16 protein-coding genes and 1 pseudogene are annotated in these 16,954 nt (G+C 68.4%); 13 read left to right on the top strand and 4 right to left on the bottom strand.

Annotated elements, in window-relative coordinates:
• Window positions 1–3: 3 nt before the first annotated feature.
• Window positions 4–1,461: pseudogene (locus C8E96_RS34705) on the top strand (tyrosine-type recombinase/integrase).
• Here the strand turns inward: C8E96_RS34705 and C8E96_RS17990 are convergent.
• Window positions 1,458–2,825, bottom strand: coding sequence for a pentapeptide repeat-containing protein (locus tag C8E96_RS17990; RefSeq protein ID WP_091372131.1), 1,368 nt, complete (start codon window positions 2,823–2,825; stop codon window positions 1,458–1,460). The pseudogene C8E96_RS34705 and the gene C8E96_RS17990 overlap by 4 nt on opposite strands.
• Before the next feature lie 298 nt (window positions 2,826–3,123).
• On the opposite strand from C8E96_RS17990, the gene C8E96_RS17995 reads away from it, so the two are divergent.
• Complete coding sequence (locus C8E96_RS17995; RefSeq protein ID WP_091574704.1) at window positions 3,124–3,435, top strand: helix-turn-helix domain-containing protein; 312 nt, start codon at window positions 3,124–3,126, stop codon at window positions 3,433–3,435.
• Here the strand turns inward: C8E96_RS17995 and C8E96_RS18000 are convergent.
• Together C8E96_RS18000 and C8E96_RS18005 are read right to left on the bottom strand one after the other, a co-directional pair.
• Window positions 3,432–3,644 carry a hypothetical protein gene (locus C8E96_RS18000; protein ID WP_091372123.1) on the bottom strand — a complete coding sequence of 71 codons (213 nt, stop codon included), beginning with the start codon at window positions 3,642–3,644 and terminating at the stop codon, window positions 3,432–3,434. The two genes, C8E96_RS17995 and C8E96_RS18000, sit on opposite strands and share 4 nt — an antisense overlap.
• A 44-nt stretch (window positions 3,645–3,688) precedes the next feature.
• Window positions 3,689–4,015 (bottom strand): hypothetical protein, encoded by a 327-nt coding sequence (locus C8E96_RS18005; protein WP_091372120.1) that lies wholly within the window; start codon window positions 4,013–4,015, stop codon window positions 3,689–3,691.
• Between the two features lie 449 nt (window positions 4,016–4,464).
• On the opposite strand from C8E96_RS18005, the gene C8E96_RS18010 reads away from it, so the two are divergent.
• The 5 genes from C8E96_RS18010 (at window position 4,465) to C8E96_RS18025 (ending at window position 10,037) form a co-directional block, all read left to right on the top strand.
• Window positions 4,465–4,749: a hypothetical protein gene (locus tag C8E96_RS18010; RefSeq protein WP_091372117.1), complete on the top strand. Its 285-nt coding sequence runs from the start codon at window positions 4,465–4,467 to the stop codon at window positions 4,747–4,749.
• A 29-nt stretch (window positions 4,750–4,778) separates the two neighbouring features.
• Window positions 4,779–5,261: a hypothetical protein gene (locus tag C8E96_RS18015; RefSeq protein ID WP_133794554.1), complete on the top strand. Its 483-nt coding sequence runs from the start codon at window positions 4,779–4,781 to the stop codon at window positions 5,259–5,261.
• Between the two features lie 123 nt (window positions 5,262–5,384).
• Window positions 5,385–5,738, top strand: a complete 354-nt coding sequence (locus C8E96_RS34660) for a Pycsar system effector family protein (RefSeq protein WP_407642679.1) — start codon at window positions 5,385–5,387, stop codon at window positions 5,736–5,738.
• Between the two features lie 342 nt (window positions 5,739–6,080).
• Window positions 6,081–6,410, top strand: a complete 330-nt coding sequence (locus C8E96_RS18020; RefSeq protein ID WP_267463812.1) for a trypco2 family protein — start codon at window positions 6,081–6,083, stop codon at window positions 6,408–6,410.
• Window positions 6,411–6,416: 6 nt separating this feature from the next.
• Window positions 6,417–10,037 (top strand): tetratricopeptide repeat protein, encoded by a 3,621-nt coding sequence (locus tag C8E96_RS18025; protein WP_091574707.1) that lies wholly within the window; start codon window positions 6,417–6,419, stop codon window positions 10,035–10,037.
• Window positions 10,038–10,381: 344 nt separating this feature from the next.
• Here C8E96_RS18025 and C8E96_RS18030 read toward each other — a convergent pair whose 3' ends face one another.
• Window positions 10,382–11,206, bottom strand: a complete 825-nt coding sequence (locus tag C8E96_RS18030) for a class I SAM-dependent methyltransferase (protein WP_091372103.1) — start codon at window positions 11,204–11,206, stop codon at window positions 10,382–10,384.
• A gap of 225 nt (window positions 11,207–11,431) precedes the next feature.
• Here C8E96_RS18030 and C8E96_RS18035 point away from each other — a divergent pair, with 225 nt between their 5' ends.
• Genes C8E96_RS18035 through ptsP form a run of 6 tightly spaced genes read left to right on the top strand, consistent with a single transcriptional unit; the run spans window position 11,432 to window position 16,949 of the window.
• Entirely contained in the window at window positions 11,432–12,190 is a 759-nt protein-coding gene (locus C8E96_RS18035) for a DeoR/GlpR family DNA-binding transcription regulator (RefSeq protein ID WP_091372099.1), read from the top strand.
• Window positions 12,187–13,128: a 1-phosphofructokinase gene (gene pfkB, locus C8E96_RS18040; protein ID WP_091372096.1), complete on the top strand. Its 942-nt coding sequence runs from the start codon at window positions 12,187–12,189 to the stop codon at window positions 13,126–13,128. The genes C8E96_RS18035 and pfkB overlap by 4 nt, the downstream gene beginning before the upstream one ends.
• 7 nt (window positions 13,129–13,135) lie before the next feature.
• A complete protein-coding gene (locus C8E96_RS33345) occupies window positions 13,136–13,585 on the top strand; it encodes a PTS sugar transporter subunit IIA (RefSeq protein ID WP_166658035.1) in 450 nt (149 codons plus the stop codon).
• On the top strand, window positions 13,582–15,036 hold the full coding sequence (locus C8E96_RS18045) for a PTS fructose transporter subunit IIC (protein WP_166658036.1): 1,455 nt from the start codon (window positions 13,582–13,584) through the stop codon (window positions 15,034–15,036). Before C8E96_RS33345 ends, C8E96_RS18045 begins: the two co-directional genes overlap by 4 nt.
• 12 nt (window positions 15,037–15,048) lie before the next feature.
• A complete protein-coding gene (locus tag C8E96_RS18050) occupies window positions 15,049–15,315 on the top strand; it encodes an HPr family phosphocarrier protein (RefSeq protein WP_091372093.1) in 267 nt (88 codons plus the stop codon).
• Window positions 15,312–16,949 carry a phosphoenolpyruvate--protein phosphotransferase gene (gene ptsP / locus C8E96_RS18055; protein WP_091372090.1) on the top strand — a complete coding sequence of 546 codons (1,638 nt, stop codon included), beginning with the start codon at window positions 15,312–15,314 and terminating at the stop codon, window positions 16,947–16,949. Before C8E96_RS18050 ends, ptsP begins: the two co-directional genes overlap by 4 nt.
• Window positions 16,950–16,954: the final 5 nt, after the last annotated feature.

A 16,954-nucleotide genomic window follows, 5' to 3' on the forward strand; every position in this document is an offset into this window, starting at 1 on the left:
CAGATGACGGCAAGCGTTGCTAGGCTCGCCGTCACGCCACGTCCCAAGGACGACATATCGCAGATCCGGCAGCGGGGGAACTCGCTCCAGGTCTCCGTCTTCGCAGGCACCGATCCGATCGCCGGGAAGCGCCTGTACCTCTCGGACTCGACTACCGATCCAGCCGAGGCCAAGCGCATCCGAGCGAAGTTCCGCGCGCAGGTCGCCGAGCAGCGCAGCGCCAGGACCAAGGCGACGTTCCGCCACACGATCGACGAGTGGCTCAAGGTCCACGAGATCGAGGAAACGACGCGGCAGAGCTACGACATGTACGTGCGGCTCTACATCGGGCCAGCTCTGGGGAAATCTCCCGCCGGCAAGATCACCGCGCGCGTGCTCGAACAGTTCTACGCTCACCTCCGGCGCTGCGCCCGCCTCTGCGACGGCAAGCCGTTCGTAGAGCACGTGCAGGAAGGCCCACACGAGTGCCGCACGGTGAAGCACCGGCGCCCGCCCGGCCGGATGCCCGCGGCTGGATACCCGCCGCACGACTGCGCCGACAAGGGCTGCCGTGTCATCGAGTGCAAGCCGCACGAGTGCACGAGGCTCTCGAACTCGACGATCCTCAAAATCCACTTCATGATCAGCGGCGCACTTGCCGCTGCGCTTCGGTGGGAATGGATCGTGTCTAACCCGGCCGAGGTAGCCCAGAAGCCGCGCCAGCCGATTCCGCAGCCCAATCCGCCAACGGTCGAGCAGGCTGGGCAGATCCTCGCCGCGGCGTGGGAGCAGGACGAGGACCGGGGCACGTTGGTGTGGTTGGTCATGGTGACCGGCCTACGCCGCGCGGAGGTTCTCGGATTGCGGTGGAGCCACTTCGACCTCAAGGGCCGGACTCTCAAGGTCCAGCGGAACTACCTGTTCTCGCACGAGCCCAGCCGAGACCGCCCTTATCACCCCGATGCGTGAGCCACCGCTACGCCAACATGTGCGCCGCCATCGGTATCGACTCTCACCTGCACGCTCTGCGCCACTACTCGGCAACCGAGTTGATCACAGCGGGCGTCGACCTCCGCACAGTCGCCGGACGCCTTGGACACGGCGGTGGTGGCGCCACCACCTTGCGGGTCTATGCAGCCTGGGTAGGTGAGTCTGACCGCCGAGCGGCTGACATTCTCGGCGGCCGTATGCGACGGCCACCATCACCGAACCCGTAGGACGCATATCGACGGCGTAGTAGGGGGTGTCCGATACGCAGACATGTGCGCCGCCCTGGGCATCGACAGCCATCTCCACGCCCTACGGCACTACTCGGCGACTGAGCTGCTACCGCTGGAGTCGACCTCTGCACGGTCGCAGGCCGCCCTCGGCCACGGCGGCGGCGGAGCGACGACTTTGCGCGTCTGCGCGGCTTGGGCGGGCGAGTCCGACCGACGAGCGGCTGAGATTCTGGGTGGCCGGCTCAAGCGGCCCGGCGGCTAGCGGCCCTCTGTCGCAGCCTCGTTTGTTGCCGCCTTCTCGTGTAGCTGGATGACTTTCAGAACTTCGCGCGGTGTGCCGAGTGTGAAGGTTGCGCTATGGAGCCAGGGATCGTCCCCATTGAATGTTGTCCCGACAAAGTTGGCGGGTCCGTCGAAGATGGTTCCAACAAAACCACACTCGCCCGAAAAAGTGGCATTTGAGAAATTAGCTCGACCGGAAAATTGTGCCGCATCGAGTTGAACGCCCTCAGTAAATTTTACGCCCGCAAAATGTGCCTCGTCAGCGAAAGTCGCGCCGATAAACAATGCTGGACCCATGAATATCGATTGTCGAAAGAGCGTCATTCCGGAAAATTGCGCATCCCCAAAAGATCCGCCCCGGTTGAACGTGCAGTCAACGAAATTTGCGGAGCTGTGAAACCTTGCTCCGCTAAATCCTGGGCCGAACGTGAATGTCGTCTTTATGAAGTATGCACCCTCGTGGAAGGATGCGCCGGTGAACATGGCTGTCCGGACATGGGCGCCTACCAACTGGAAGTTGATTAGCGCTGCCCCAGTAAGGTCGAGGTCGATTTCCTCCCAAAACATGTCTTCGGGCTGAGGTGTTAGGTGCTGCTTGAGTAGGCGTTGCGCCGCAAGACGAACCTCGCGTTCCTGTATCCGCTCGTTGTAGAGGGAAATGACATCGTTATCCGCGCAGTCGTCGAGCGGCTCGCCTGGAAGCGTATAAGGCATCCGTAGGTACGCGCACAATACGTTGACGATCGTTTGACGTTGAGCAGGATTATTTTGAGCCACTCTCTCGAGGGCGTAAAGCCCGCCCAGTCGTACATGGGCCTTGTCTGAGCCCAATTGTTCGACGGCCTTCGTGTATTGCTCGGTGATGCGTTTCTCTCCCGCGTCGTGGGATAAGTCTGCTGCCGCCGCTTCCTGATGCCATTGCCTACGGACAGCTAGCAAGAGGGCGAATATGCCAGCAGTGGCCGCGCCGATGCTCAGTCCAGTTTTGATGGCATCAACACGGGCGGCTGCGGGGTCGGTCGCTCTGATGGCTTCGCTAAGGAGCCAAGATGTTGATCCCCAAGTTACCCCGGCGACAATAGCAGCTGCGATTGCAACCATCCACCAGGTCAGGCGGGGAGGAGTCTTTCCGGGTCGGCCGATGCCGAGTAAGCGGCAGGCGAGAACCACCGCGATTAGGGCTGCATTGATGAGTGCAATCAGCAATCCATGGCGCCAAATCCAGCCGAGGAAGGCTGGCCAGTCGATCCAGCCAGCGATGGCAGTTGCCCTCCACAGAGCGAGGCCCGCGAGCAGGATCAGGAGGATGCTCACAAGTTCGCGACTCGCGGAGGTAGATTTCATGTCGATTGCCTCACGTGTCCTGTTGCAAATAGGCGGGGAAATAGTTAGAAGTCTCCAGGGCGGGCTGCATCCCCGCCCTGGAGGTGTGCATCCAGTTGGAGTCCCAGATGCGCGTTCAAGGCTAGCGCCTGTCTGCTTTGGGTCAGCAGTGCTTGAATGGCACGTCCGTGCCTAGCTGCCCGTCGTACCCTCAGAGCTGATCTCCAAAATTGGGAGGAACGCGGTGCCTACAGTCAATCGCCCACGTGATGGGTCGAATCTGGGCGAAGTCATTCAGACCTACATGCGCGCTCATGACGTGACCACGCATGGCGAGATGGCCGCCATCCTTGGCGTTGACCGCACGCTGGTGTCGAAGTACGTCAGTGGTTCCCGCAGGTGCCAGGACGTCACGCAGCTGCGCAGGTTCGCCGTGGCGATGGACGTTCCTCCCTCCACCTTCGGCCTGGTCGACGAGCCCGACGAGGCTGACGCCGACGACGGCGCCAGGAGCGACGAGAACGAGCGCTGGAAGGCGACGCGGCAGACGCTCAACCGCAACCGCCACGCTCTGTCGAAGGTGGCTGCAGACCAGGACGCGCGGAACGATCCTGGTCGGGTCGGGGTCTAGCCGAGACCGAACCGACGGTCATCGAAGCCGACCAGATCCGCGTGCCGAGCGCGGACGAGACCGCCGAGACGATCGCCCGCGCCCAGCGCGCCCTCGCCGAGATCCAGGCCCGCCAGGCCGCCGACGAACAGCGCGCAGCCGACGAAGCCCGCGCCGAACAAGTCGCCCGCTGGGCAGCCGACGACGCCGCAACCGAAGCCGCCGCGCACGCTGACGAAAATGCGCTCAGCCGGGGCGGTGGCTGGTGATGAGGTCAGCCAGGTTGGGACATGTCGATGGGTGGAACGCCGGAACCGCGCCACGCCCAGTTCAGCGTGTCGACCACGGCGTCAATCCAGCCGGGCCGTTTGTCGAGCCAGGCCGGGTGCCGCATGGCCAGCTTCTCGGCCTCCAGGCACTCAGCGGCAATGACTTCCTCATGCGCCGCGCCGGTCTGCTCGGTGACCGGCGCAGAGGGGGAGTACCAAGCGCCGCCGGAGGCCGGGCGGACGGTCGCGCAGGCCAGCCACCGGCAAGTGCCGACGACACCGGCAATGCGCCAGTCCTTTTGGGTGAGCGTCCTGGTGCTGTTCCGCAGCAAGCCACACGCGAGCGAACTCCGCGCGCGGCACCCGGAAGTTGCCGCGCGGGATCTTGTCGAAATCCGCACCAGTCAGCTCCATGGCTTCGATGGTCGCACGGGGCACCGACACGGGCAGATCCGTTGCACGGCCAGGGAAAGGGACGCCCTTCCTGGCGGTCGGGAATTGGTCGGCCTTCGGCCGCGGAAAGCCCTTTTGACGCGACAAACGTAGCCACTCGCCAACCGGGTGCACACAAGTCCGGCTACCACGGCGCGTCTCCCGGTAAAGGGCGCCCTTCGGGCGTCGCTGCGCGATGCGGCAAGCCGCCCCCTTGGCCGCGAGCCTCTTTGCGCCGTGGTGGCCTGCGCCCGCGGTCAGGCCCCCCAAGGGCGGGGGGACCAGACCACCGGCCCAAAGGCCGTGGACCCAAAGCAAAGCCCCTAGTCAGCACCGGAAGGACACCGAGATGGCCCTCACCACCGCCGAGATCGAGACCCGGATCCGCAGCGCCTATTTCCAGCTGGCCCGCAAGCGCCAGGACTGGGTGGGCATGGTCGCGCTGCGGGCTCTGCTCACCGACATCAGCCGCGACGAGATCGACGACACGCTGCGCCACATGTCCAGGACCGACGGGCGGCGCGTGTTTCTCGCGCCCGAGTCCTGCCAGATCGACCTCACCCAGGCCGACCGTGACGCCGCCGTCCGTTTCGGCGGCGACGACAACCACCTCCTGGTGATCCTGCCCGACTGACCCCTGTCCGGGAGGCCACGCCGCCGGGTGTGGCCTTCCCCCCTTCCGACCGCCGACAACCTGGAGCCAGTCATGGGAACCGTCTACAGCGGACCGTATGCCGACCTGATCGACGCCTACAGCCACGAGGGCTACGCCGACCGCAAAATGCCGACGGCGGCTACACCAGCGGGGAATGGTCGGCCCGCTACCCGTCCGACGCGCACACCGCGTTCGTCGCCGCCTGCGCCTGCGGCTGGCATGGGGACACCGAGCACCCGCCCACCGACGCCGGTGAGGCAGCCGCCTACGACCAGTGGCGCGCCGAGCACCTCAACCCGATGCTGCGCGCCGAGGCCGACCGCCACACCATCCGCGCCGCCGACCTGTTGCCGTTCCTCAACTCGCTGCGCCGGGCCGAGGCCGTCGGCGACACGCTGACCGACCGCGCGCATGGCCGCCTCGACACGATCGAGGCCGTCGAGGAGTTCCTCGACCTGTGCGCCCGCCAGACCGGGCGGGGCTGGCGATGAGCGCCCCGACGGTTCCCGCCGGTCTGGTCGCCGCCCGCGACCAGGTCCGCGACGAGTTGCGGCGCGCCGACGCCAAGGCCACCACACTGCTGGTCGCTGGTCGCTGCCGCCCTGGCCGGGATCATCGCCCTCACTGGTCGCCCGCTACCGGTCGTCGCGGCGGTCACGCTGTGGCTCTCGGCCGCGCCGATCTCGGTCAGCGTCCTGCTGCTGCTCGCCGCGATCCGACCCCGCCTGACCGACAACCCCGCCACCGGATCCTGGCTCGACGCCGCCCACCGCGGCCCCGCGTCACTACTGGCCACCTACCGCGCCGACACCGAGACCGGGCTGGCCGCCGCGCACGACCTATGCGGCCTGGCCGTCATCGCCCGCGCCAAATACCGGCGCATCCAAACCGCTGTGACCGCACTCGTCATCGGCCTCGGTGTGCTCACTGTCGCGCTCGTCCTGTCTGTGATCACCGCTGAACCATGAGGAGGTGAACCGCTATGGCCTGCACGCACTGGAGCGTCTACGTACTCGCCGGAATCGCCACGTGCCTGGACTGCGGAAAGCAATGGCACATCTGAGATAACCAAAGAGAATCACTGTGGGGCGGACGGGCCGGGTCATGACCGGCCCGTCCGCCCTTGTCAGCTTAGTGACGCGGTGGCCGCACCTCGCCGAATGGCCGGAGGCTTTGAAGCGCCGTGACCGCCAGACCCAGGTCGGGGCTGCGTGGACGGCGAGGTTTGGTAGTCAACCCTGCTGGTAACGGTGTGTCGTTGATCGGCGACACTGGCGTTATCAGTGTTTGTTTGTAGAGCGGGGGTCGCCGTGGGTGGCAACGGGGTTGATGAGTCGACGGGTGTCGATTTGGCGAGCGCGATCGAGGCCGTGCGCGCTGGGTTGGTTGAGGCGCAGCGAGCTGGTCAAGGCAAGCCGTTGTCATTTGCGGTGGGCAAGGTGGAGATCGAGTTCGGTGGCGAGGTCAAGACGGTCGTCGGTGGTGGCGGCGGGGTGAAGTTCTGGGTAGTGAGCGTGGACGGAAAGGGCGAGCGGTCGTCAGCCGCGACGCACAAGGTCCGGGTGGAGTTGACGCCGCAGGACGCCGAGGGGCGCTCGTGGCGGGTCGCGGGCAACACGAACGCTCCCCCAGCCAGGTAGCGCGCCATGCGCGGCGAGGTCGAGGTCTGGGCCGAGCGGCCAAGTGAGTCGGGCTGGTCGTGCGGCTCCGGTTACGTCGTGGGTGGTCGGCTGGTGTTGACCGCGGCACACGTGGTGTGTATCGGTGGTCGGCCGATGCCGACCGTGCGGGTGCGGATCGAGGGCGACCCGGAGCTGCGTGACGCCGAGGTTGCTTGGAGCCGGTACGACGATGTGGTGGACGTGGCGCTATTGCTGGTCACCGATCCAGCGTGGCCGATGACGCGCCGCCGACGGGCGCGGTTGGGCCGGTTCGTAACGCGGGAACCGGGGCAGCGCTGCGTGGCGACCGGGTTTCCCAACGTCGTCGCGACACCGGAGATGCGCGATACCGAGCAGGCGTCAGGAACGGTCAATCCGGGGTCGTTGGTGAAGGCCGGGTGGTTGTCGGTCGCGGTGGACTCCCCGCCAGCCCGTGTGGTGTCGAGCGCCTCGCCGTGGCAGGGCATGTCCGGCGCGGCGCTGACGAGCCGAGGACTTCTGGTCGGCGTCGTGATCGTGGACCCCGCCGGATTCGCCCATGATCGTCTTGTCGCGGTGCCGGTGGCCACGTTCGGCGCGGACGAGGGGTTCGCCCGGTTGTGGGTCGAGCACGTTGGCGGCGACCCGGTGCTGGAACCGGTCGAATTCGTTGACCTGACGACGCGGTCGGCACGGGTGGATTCGCCTGCGGCGCTGCTGCGCGCAGACGTCGCGCCGATGCCCTTTCGGGATCGGCCGGAGGTCGATGTTGTCTTGGATTGGTGCGATACGGATGCGCACCTGGCATCGTTGCTGGTTCACGGGCCGGGTGGTCAGGGCAAGACGCGCCTGGCGCGGAAAGTGTCGGCGCTGCTTGCGGCCCGCGGGTGGGCCACCGTAGCGCTCGCCGAGAACGCGCCGGCCGACAGATTGGCGAGTGTGGCGAGCGCGACGTGCCCGGTGTTGGTGGTGGTGGACTACGCCGAGAACCGGCGCATCCAACTCTCTCAACTGGCCGAGGCCCTGCAGGACACCGCGGTGCGGACGCGGGTGCTATTGCTGGCGAGATCCGCAGGTGCCTGGCGCGAGGAGTTGACCGTCGGCTCGATCCACGCTGGTTTCCTCGCCACCGGACCTGACCGTCTGCTCGCGCCCGTCGACCCCGACCCGCCAGGCCGCCGCGAGGCTTGGCAGGAGGCTGTGATCGCGCTCGCTGCGGAGTTGGCAACGGTCGAGGGCTACACCGACCAGCCGTGGGACACGCTCGCTGCCGGGCTAGACGCACCGCCGCTGACCGAGGAGCGGTACCGGACCGTCCTCGGAGTGCACATCGACGCCCTCGCTGCGTTGCTGCAGGCCGCCGACCCGCAGCCCAGTCCGGTCGATCCGATGGACGTGCTGCTGGAACACGAACGCCGGTACTGGACCAAAGCCGCGGAAGCGGTTGGGTTGACTGGCCTTAGCGAGACGACGCAGCGGCGCGCAGTGGCTGCTGCGGCGTTGTTCGGTGCCGCCGACGAGGGCGAAGCGACCACGGTCCTTGGTGCAGTGAAAGGACTCCGTGATCTCACCGAAGACCAACAGATCACAGTTGCCAATTGGCTCAACCGCCTTTACGAGGCAGACAAGGGCTATTGGTCGCGGCCTCAGCCTGACCGTGTCACAGAACGACTGGTTAGTAAGGTCCTGTCCGCGAACGACTCTCCAGCGCTGGTGCTCGACGTCCTTGACACGGCGACACAGAATCAGGTCACCCACGCGCTGGCCCTGCTTGGTCAGGCCAGCGTCCACGCACACCACCTCGATGAGGTGATCACGTTAGCTGTCACTGCGGGGCGGCTCAAGGCTAGCCGCGCCGCGATCGCGGTCGCCGCCCGAGCCGAACGACCAACCCCCATCATCACCGGACTTGACCGCGCATCGGCCGCCGCAGACATCGACGAACTCACAGCGATTGCTGCGTCGCTTCCGGACCGAAGTCTGATCTTGGCCGATGTCGCCGTGACTATCGCCGAGCGCATTGTCGACTCCCTGCGAGTCAACACAACCGACAGGCCAGCCTTGGCGGCGGCGTTGAACAACCTCGCGATCAGGTTGGCGGACGTGGGGCGGTGGGGTGAGGCATTGGAGTTGGCTCAGGAGGCGGTGGACATTCGTCGTGAGTTGGTGGCAGCGTCGCCGATCGCCTACCTGCCAGCCCTTGCCATGTCGTTGAATACCTTGGCGGTCAGGTTGGCCACAATGGGGCGCCGGGGTGAGGCGTTGGCGACGGGCAAGGAGGCGGCTGACCTGTATCGGGAGTTGGTTGCCGTGGCGCCGGATGCCTACCGTCCACACCTGGCGGGGGCGTTGAACAACCTGGCGAACAGGTTGGCGGAGGTGGGTCGGCGGGGTGAGGCGTTGGCGCCGGCGCAGGAGGCGGTGAACCTGTATCGGGAACTTGCTGAAGCATCGCCGGACGCCTACCGGCCGGATCTGGCCATGTCGTTGAATAATTTGGCGGCAAGCCTTGCGGAGGTGGGGCGGCGGGATGAGGCGTTGGCGTTGGCGCAGGAGGCGGTGGACATTCGGCGGGAGTCGGCGGCGGCGTCGCCGGATGCCTACCGGCCGGATCTGGCCACGTCGTTGAACAACCTCTCGAATGCCTTGGGAGAGGTGGGTCGGCGGGGTGAGGCGTTGGCGCCCGTGCAGGAGGCGGTGAACCTGTATCGGGAACTTGCTGAAGCATCGCCGGACGCCTACCGGCCGGACCTTGCCACGTCGTTGAACAACCTCTCGAATACCTTGGCAGAGGTGGGTCGGCGGGGTGAGGCGTTGGCGCCCGTGCAGGAGGCGGTGAACCTGTATCGGGAACTTGCTGAAGCATCGCCGGACGCCTTCCGGCCGGACCTTGCCATGTCGTTGAACAACTTGGCGATCAGGTTGGCGGCGGTCGGGCAGTGGGATGAGGCGTTGGCGCCCGTGCAGGAGGCGGTGGACATTCGGCGTGAGTTGGCGGCGGTGGCGCCAGACGCCTACCGGCCAGCCCTGGCCATGTCGTTGAACAACCTGTCGATCAGCCTTGGGGATGTGGGTCGGCGGGGTGAGGCGCTGGCGACGGCGCAGGAGGCGGCTGAGCTGGATCGGGAGCTGGCCGAGGCGTCGCCGGATGTTTACCGGCCAGCCCTTGCCGTGTCGCTCAACAACCTGGCGAACAGGTTGGCGGAGGTGGGACAGTGGGATGAGGCGTTGGCGACAGCGCAGGAAACGGTGGACATTCGGCGTGAGTTGGCGGCGGTGGCGCCGGATGCCTACCGACCGGCCCTGGCGGGATCGTTGAACAACCTGGCGAACAGGTTGGCGGAGGTGGGTCGGCGGGGTGAGGCGTTGGCGCCGGCGCAGGAGGCGGTGGACCTGTATCGGGAGTTGGTTGCTGTGGCGCCAGATGCCTACCGGCCGGATCTGGCCCTGTCGTTGAATAACTTAGCGGCAAGCCTTGCGGAGGTGGGGCGGCGGGATGAGGCGTTGGCGTTGGCGCAGGAGGCAGCAGACGTGTATCGAGAGTTGGCCGAGGTTGAGCCCGCCCTCTTTGAGAGCACCCGTATTGACGCTGAACGTTTCGTAGCGGGCTTGCAATCAATCCACTGATTGTGCCGACAAGTCGCGCGCTACAGCTTCCACCCGTCGCTCAACTTGGCCGACCTTTGCTGGGCACGATGACTGCAGCGATGACTGCAAACAGCGTCCGTTTGTCTCCAACGCAGGCAGCAGAGACATATCGAAGGCCGCTCTGACCAGGTCTTTCCGGTCTACGTGGGCTGGGGCCGGGGACTCATAATCCCTTGGCCGTGGGTTCGAGCCCCACCCGCCCCACCACCTTCACCGGTCCATGCCGGATTCAGCCGGCTGGATCTTCGATGCGGTAACCCGCCCAGGCATGGTCATGATGGCCCTGCGGCTCCCCAGATATTGGCCCACTATCGCGACCTTGCTCATGGTCGGTGGGCGACGGTATAGCGGACGGCCTGTTTCATCCGCACACATCCGTCCGGATCACGCAGCGGCGCCAAGCGGCTGAGCACTTCGGCTCGGACCGCGGGCTGCTCGGCGGGCGGGATGAGTTCCCAGAAGAGCCGCTGGCCGTGCGACCACGACCAGTCGACCCAGTGCGTGGGGTCGGCGAAAGTGATCTCGTGCTCTCGGATCACCGAGGAAGGTGATGTGAAACCGGCCGACCCCAGGGCGCTCTCGAAGTTCTCCGTCGAGGCCATGGGGTTCGCCGGGTTCACCATCGACCAGATCATCTCGGGCGGGATGTAGGGGCCGAAGACCTCGCGGACCGGGGACCAGCGGGGGTCGTCGCCGCAGAAGGTCGTGAGGCCGATGCGGCCGCCGGGTCGCAGGAGGTCGTGCCAGGCGCGCAGGGCCGCGATGGGGTCGGGGAGGAAGAAGACCACGCAGGAAGACAGGATCGTGTCGAAAAGGCGGCCCGGCAGCACGGGGTCCTGCGCGTCCATCACCGCGACGGTGATGTCGAGTCCGAGGTCGGCAATGTCGCGCTCGGTGCGGGCGACCATGGCGGGGGACAGGTCGATGCCCAGGACCGAGCCGGTCGGGCCGACGCGTTCCGCGGCCGGGAACAGGACCGCGCCGCGGCCGCAGCCGATGTCCAGGACGTCGTCGCCCGCGATGGGGCCGACGTCGTCGAGGAGTTGGCGGGCGAAGACGCCGAAGAAGTCCACGCCGACCGCGTCGTAGGTGTCCGCGGTGCGGTCGAAGGTCTCGGCGATCGTCTGCCGTGTGTCGTCCAGCTTCATGTCCACCCCGCCCCGTCAGGCTCCCAGCCGGGCGAAACGTTAACTGCGTTCAGCTTCTGCGGGTATCCCCGTTGTCGCCCTGACCAGCACCTTTGTCACTTATGCACGAGTCGCGCGGGGGCGAATCAGCCGTGCCGGTTGGATACCGGCCGGTAACCCCTTGACCCCACCGAAACAAAGACGTACAAAGATGAAACAACAGTGAAATGAAGGGAATCCCACTTCATGTATGCCGCCGAACGCCAGCAGCTCATCGCCGACCGTGCTCGCGCGGCGGGGCGGGTGGAGGTCGCCGGGTTGGCCGAGGACCTGGGTGTCACCACCGAGACCGTTCGGCGCGACCTCGACGCCTTGGAGAAGCACGGTGTTCTCCGGCGGGTCCATGGCGGTGCGATTCCCGTGGAGCGGCTGCGGTTCGAGCCGGAGCTGGCCGCCCGGGACGCCGAGTCGACCGGAGAGAAGCAGCGCATCGCCAAGGCGGCGCTCGCCGAGTTGCCCGCCGAGGGCGTGATCCTGTTGGACGCGGGCAGCACGACCGCCCGGCTCGCCGAGCTCGTGCCCGCCGACCGTGACCTCACCGTGGTGACCAACGCGCTGCCGATCGCGCTGGCGTTGGCGAACCGCGGGGTCAATGTGCTCTGCCTTGGCGGAAGGGTCCGTCCCAAGACGCTGGCCGGGGTCGACACCTGGGCGCTCAACGCGTTGCGTGACCTTTACGTCGACGTCGCTTTCGTCGGCACCAACGGGCTGACCGCCGACCGCGGACTCAGCACCCCGGACCAGGCCGAGGCCGCGGTGAAGTCCGCCATGGTCACGGCCGCCCGCCGGGTCGTGGTGCTGACCGACTCCTCCAAGGTGGGAACGGAGTGCTTCGCGCGATTCGCCACCCTGGACCAGGTCGACGTGATCGTCACCGACGACCGGCTCAGCGACGCCGAGGCCGCCGAGTTCGAGGCGGCCGGGCCGACGGTGGTGCGCGCATGATCGTCACCGTCACCGCCAACCCGAGCGTCGACCGCACCATCGAGATCGACAGCCTCCAGCGCGGCGCCGTCCTGCGAACCAGGTCCGCGCTGCTCGACGCGGGCGGCAAAGGCGTCAACGTCGCCCGCGCCCTCGCCGCCAACGGGGTCGCCGCCACCGCCGTCCTCCCGACCGGGGGCGCCGAAGGCGTCCAGCTGACCGCGCTGCTCGCCACCGCGGGCATCACCGTCGTCGAGGTGCCCATCGCGGGCGCGGTGCGGTCCAACATCACGATCGCCGAGGCCGACGGCACCACGACCAAGCTCAACGAGCCCGGCCCCCGGCTCGACGCCGCCGAGCGGGCGCGGCTCGTCGCCGCCACGCTGGACGCCGCCGAGGGCGCCGACTGGGTCGTCCTCTGCGGCAGCCTCCCGCCCGGCCTCCCCGCGGACTTCTACGCCGACCTGACCCTGCGCCTGCGCGAGCGGGGCGCCCGGGTCGCGGTCGACACCAGCGGCGACGCCCTGCGCGCGGCCGTCGCCGGACGTCCCGACCTGGTCAAACCCAACCGCGAAGAACTCGCCGACCTGGTCGGCCACGAAGTGCGGACCCTCGGCGACGCGCTGAGCGCCGCCCGGGAGGTGCTCGACCAAGGCGTCGCCACCGTGGTCGCCAGCGTCGGCGCCGAAGGGGCGCTGCTGGTCACCGCCGACGGCGCCTGGCATGCCCACAGCACCTTCGTCGAACCACGCAGCACCGTCGGCGCGGGCGACGCGCTGCTCGCGGGATTCCTTGCCGCGGGCCACCTCGGGCCCGACGCCCTGGCCGACGCCGTCGCGTGGGGCGCCGCGGCCGCCGCTCTGCCCGGCAGCCGGATGCCCACTCCCGCCGAACTCGACCGGGCCGCCGTGCGCTGCTCACCCGCCTTCGATCCCGCCGCCACCCTCACCGAGAACTGAGACGCCGATGCCCCTCATCACCGAAGACCTCGTCCTGCTCGACCTCGACAGCACCGACCGCGCCTCGACCACCCGTGCGCTCGCCGAACGGCTCCACGCGGCCGGTCGGGTCACCGACGTCGAGGCGTTCCTCGCCGACGTCGCCGCCCGCGAGGCGCAGATGCCGACCGGCCTCGAAGGCGGCATCGGCATTCCGCACGCCCGCTCCGCCGCGGTCGCCGAACCGTCGCTCGCCTTCGCGCGGAGCGATGACGGCGTCGACTGGGGCGCCCCCGACGGTCCCGCGCGACTCATCTTCCTGATCGCCGCGCCGGACGGGGCGGGCGGCGAGCACATGAAGATCCTTGCCTCGCTCGCCCGCAGGCTCGTCCACCAGTCCTTCAAGGACGCCCTCGCCACCGCCGCCGATCCCGCCGCGGTCGTCAAGCTCATCACCGAGGAAGTGATCGACCGATGAAACTCGTAGCCGTCACCTCTTGTCCCACCGGCATCGCCCACACCTACATGGCCGCCGAGGCGCTGGAACAGGCCGCGAAGGACGCGGGCCACGAACTGCTGGTGGAGACCCAGGGCTCGGCGGGCATGGATCCGCTGTCCCCGCAGGACATCGCCGACGCGCGGGCGGTCATCTTCGCCGCCGACGTCGAGGTCCGCGAGCGTGACCGGTTCGCGGGCAAGCCGCTCGTGCAGGCAGGCGTCAAACAGGCCATCAACAATCCCGGTGAGCTGATCGCCCAAGCCGTCGGTCGTGCGGCCGATGGTCCCTCGGCAGTCTTGGTGTCCAAAGTGGACGAATCGGGCGGCGTGGGAACCCGGTTGCGGCAGTGGCTGATGACCGGGGTCAGCTACATGATCCCGTTCGTCGCGGCGGGCGGTCTGCTGATCGCGCTGGCGTTCCTGTTCGGCGGCGCGGAAGTCGCCAACAAGGTCAATGGCGGCACCTTCGGCGGTGTCGAGTACGCCGGTGTCACCGACCTGTCGCAGCTGTTCGCGACCGCGGGCCTGCCGGGTGTGCTGTTCAAGATCGGCGCGGTCGCCTTCTCCATGCTGGTCCCGATCCTGGCCGGGTTCATCGCCTTCGCGATCGCCGACCGGCCGGGACTCGTGCCCGGTGTCGTCGGCGGTCTGCTGGCGACCGCGACCGGCGCCGGATTCCTCGGCGGGCTGCTCGCGGGTCTGCTGGCTGGCGGTGTCGCCTACGCGCTGACCCGGATCTCGCTGCCGCGTGCGTTGCAGGCTGTGATGCCGGTCGTGATCGTGCCGCTGATCTCCACGGCCGTGGTCGGCACCGTGATGCTGCTGGTCATCGGGTCCCCGGTCGCGGCCGTGCAGACCGGTCTGACCGACTGGCTCACCGGGATGACCGGCACCGGCGCGGTCGCCCTGGGGCTGCTGCTGGGCGCGATGATGGCCTTCGACATGGGCGGTCCGGTCAACAAGGTCGCCTACACCTTCGCCGTCGGCACCCTCGCCTCCGGCACCCCGTCGGCCGCGATGGCCGCGGTGATGGCCGCGGGCATGGTGCCGCCGCTGGGACTCGCGCTGGCGACGGTGATCCGGCGCAAGCTGTTCACCGACGCCGAGCGCAAGGCCGGCGAGGCGGGCTGGCTGCTGGGCGCGTCGTTCATCACCGAGGGCGCGATCCCGTTCGCCGCGGCCGATCCGCTGCGCGTGATCCCGTCGATCGTGCTCGGCTCCGCCGCCACCGGCGGGCTCACGATGCTTGTCGGCGCGACCTCGCTCGCCCCGCACGGCGGGATCTGGGTGGTCGGCCTGATCGGCAAGCCGCTGTTCGTCGTGCTCGCCATCGCCGTGGGCACCGTCATCACCGCGGTGTGCGTCCTGGCCGCGAAGTCGTTGCGTGGCAGTGAGAAGTCCGCTGTCGCCGCTGTGCCCGCCACTGTCTGAGAGAGGACCGTCATGACCGAGTGTCGAGTGACAATCGCATCCGCAGTGGGCCTGCACGCCCGCCCGGCGAGCCTGTTCGTGCAGGCCGCCGCGGCGCAGCCGGTGCCGGTGACCATCGCCAAGGACGGCGGCACCCCTGTGGACGCCCGCAGCATCCTGTCCGTGCTCGGACTCGACGTCCGCGGCGGCGAGGAGGTCGTGTTGTCCGCTGACGGCGACGAGGCGTTTCAGGCGCTGGCCGCCCTCGCGGCCGTCCTGGAAGTCGACCACGACGCATGACCAGCTTCAGCGGTATCGGCGTGAGCCCTGGGGTGGCGACCGGCCCGGTCGCCCGCCTCGGGGAGCCGCCCCGGCTGCCTGCCGCTCAGCCTGCGGTCGGTGCCGACGACCAGGACCGGGCCGCCACAGCGCTGGAGGAGACCGCCGCGGAACTGGAGCGGCGGGCCAAGCTGGCGAGCCCGGAAGCCGCCGAGGTGCTCACGGCCGCGTCGATGATGGCGCGCGACCCGGCGCTCGCGTCGAACGTCCGAGACCTTGTCGGGCAAGGGATTCCGGCCGCCTGGGCGGTCGACCGTGCCATCGGCGGGTATCGGGAGCTGCTGGCCGCGGCCGGGCCGTATATGGCCGAGCGGGTAGCCGACCTCGATGACATCCGTGACCGTGCGGTCGCACAGCTGCTCGGCCTGCCGATGCCCGGTCTGCCCGAGCCGGGATACCCGTATGTGCTGGTGGCGAAGGATCTCGCGCCCGCGGACACCGCGCTGCTGGACCCGGCCATGGTGTTGGCCGTGGTCACCGAACGCGGTGGGCCGACGAGTCACACGGCGATCCTGGCCAAGTCGCTGGGCATCCCGGCGGTCGTGGCCTGCGCCGACGCTGTGTCCTTTGTGGATGGTATGCCGGTGGTCGTGGACGGCGGATCGGGCCGGGTCGTGGTGCATCCGACGGAGGCCGAGGTCGCCGAGGTCGCCGCCCTGCGCGCGGCACGGGTCGCGCGGGCCGCTGTGCGCGGTCCCGGTCGAACGGCCGACGGGCACCCGATCGCGTTGCTGGCCAACGTCGGCGGCCCGGCGGACGCGGTGTCGGCCGCCGCCCTCGATCTCGAGGGGGTGGGCCTGTTCCGCACCGAGTTCCTGTTCCTCGACCGCGCCGAGGCGCCGTCGATGGAGGAACAGCGCCGGGTGTACCGGCGGGTCCTGGAACCGTTGGCGGGCCGCAAAGTTGTGGTCCGCACGCTCGACGCGGGCGCGGACAAGCCGGTTCCCTATGCCTGTCCCGATCCGGAGGACAACCCGGCGCTGGGGGTGCGCGGACTGCGGACATCGTGGCGACGGCCGGAGCTGCTGCACGACCAGCTGGAGGCGCTGGCGTTGGCCGCGGGCGACACCGGAACGTCGCCATGGGTGATGGCGCCGATGGTCGCCACGGCAGCGGAAGCCGCCGACTTCGCCGAAGTGGCGCGCTCGCACGGGATCGCGAAGGTCGGCGTGATGATCGAGGTGCCCGCCGCCGCCTTGCGCGCGGCGTCGGTGCTGGCGGCCGTGGACTTCGTCAGCCTCGGCACCAACGATCTGGCGCAGTACACCTTCGCCGCCGACCGGCAACTCGGAGAGCTGGCCGCGCTGCTGGACCCGTGGCAGCCCGCGCTGCTCGACCTGATCGCCGCGACCGCGCGGGCCGGTCAGGAGGCCGGGAAACCGGTCGGCGTGTGCGGGGAGGCGGCGAGCGATCCGCTGCTCGCGCTGGTGCTGGCCGGTTTGGGCATCGAGTCGCTGTCGATGGCGGCGGTCAGCGTGCCGGATGTGCGGGCGGCGCTGGCGGAACGCACGATCGAGCAGTGCCGGGAGATCGCCGCGGCGGCGCTGGCGGCGGAGTCGGCGGTCGAGGCGCGCGAGGCGGCGGCCCGGTTCTGATCCGG

The sequence above is a fragment of the Actinokineospora alba genome, from assembly GCF_004362515.1.
In the GTDB taxonomy this organism is placed as follows: Bacteria; Actinomycetota; Actinomycetes; order Mycobacteriales; family Pseudonocardiaceae; genus Actinokineospora; species Actinokineospora alba.

Excerpts from the sequence above, each read along its gene's own strand:
- C8E96_RS18010 (WP_091372117.1), top strand. The coding sequence starts at position 4,465 with ATGGCCCTCACCACCGCCGAGATCGAGACCCGGATCCGCAGCGCCTAT.
- C8E96_RS18050 (WP_091372093.1), top strand. The coding sequence starts at position 15,049 with ATGACCGAGTGTCGAGTGACAATCGCATCCGCAGTGGGCCTGCACGCC.
- C8E96_RS17990 (WP_091372131.1), bottom strand. The coding sequence starts at position 2,825 with ATGAAATCTACCTCCGCGAGTCGCGAACTTGTGAGCATCCTCCTGATC.
- ptsP (WP_091372090.1), top strand. The coding sequence starts at position 15,312 with ATGACCAGCTTCAGCGGTATCGGCGTGAGCCCTGGGGTGGCGACCGGC.
- C8E96_RS18030 (WP_091372103.1), bottom strand. The coding sequence starts at position 11,206 with ATGAAGCTGGACGACACACGGCAGACGATCGCCGAGACCTTCGACCGC.
- pfkB (WP_091372096.1), top strand. The coding sequence starts at position 12,187 with ATGATCGTCACCGTCACCGCCAACCCGAGCGTCGACCGCACCATCGAG.
- C8E96_RS18025 (WP_091574707.1), top strand. The coding sequence starts at position 6,417 with ATGCGCGGCGAGGTCGAGGTCTGGGCCGAGCGGCCAAGTGAGTCGGGC.
- C8E96_RS18035 (WP_091372099.1), top strand. The coding sequence starts at position 11,432 with ATGTATGCCGCCGAACGCCAGCAGCTCATCGCCGACCGTGCTCGCGCG.
- C8E96_RS18045 (WP_166658036.1), top strand. The coding sequence starts at position 13,582 with ATGAAACTCGTAGCCGTCACCTCTTGTCCCACCGGCATCGCCCACACC.
- C8E96_RS33345 (WP_166658035.1), top strand. The coding sequence starts at position 13,136 with ATGCCCCTCATCACCGAAGACCTCGTCCTGCTCGACCTCGACAGCACC.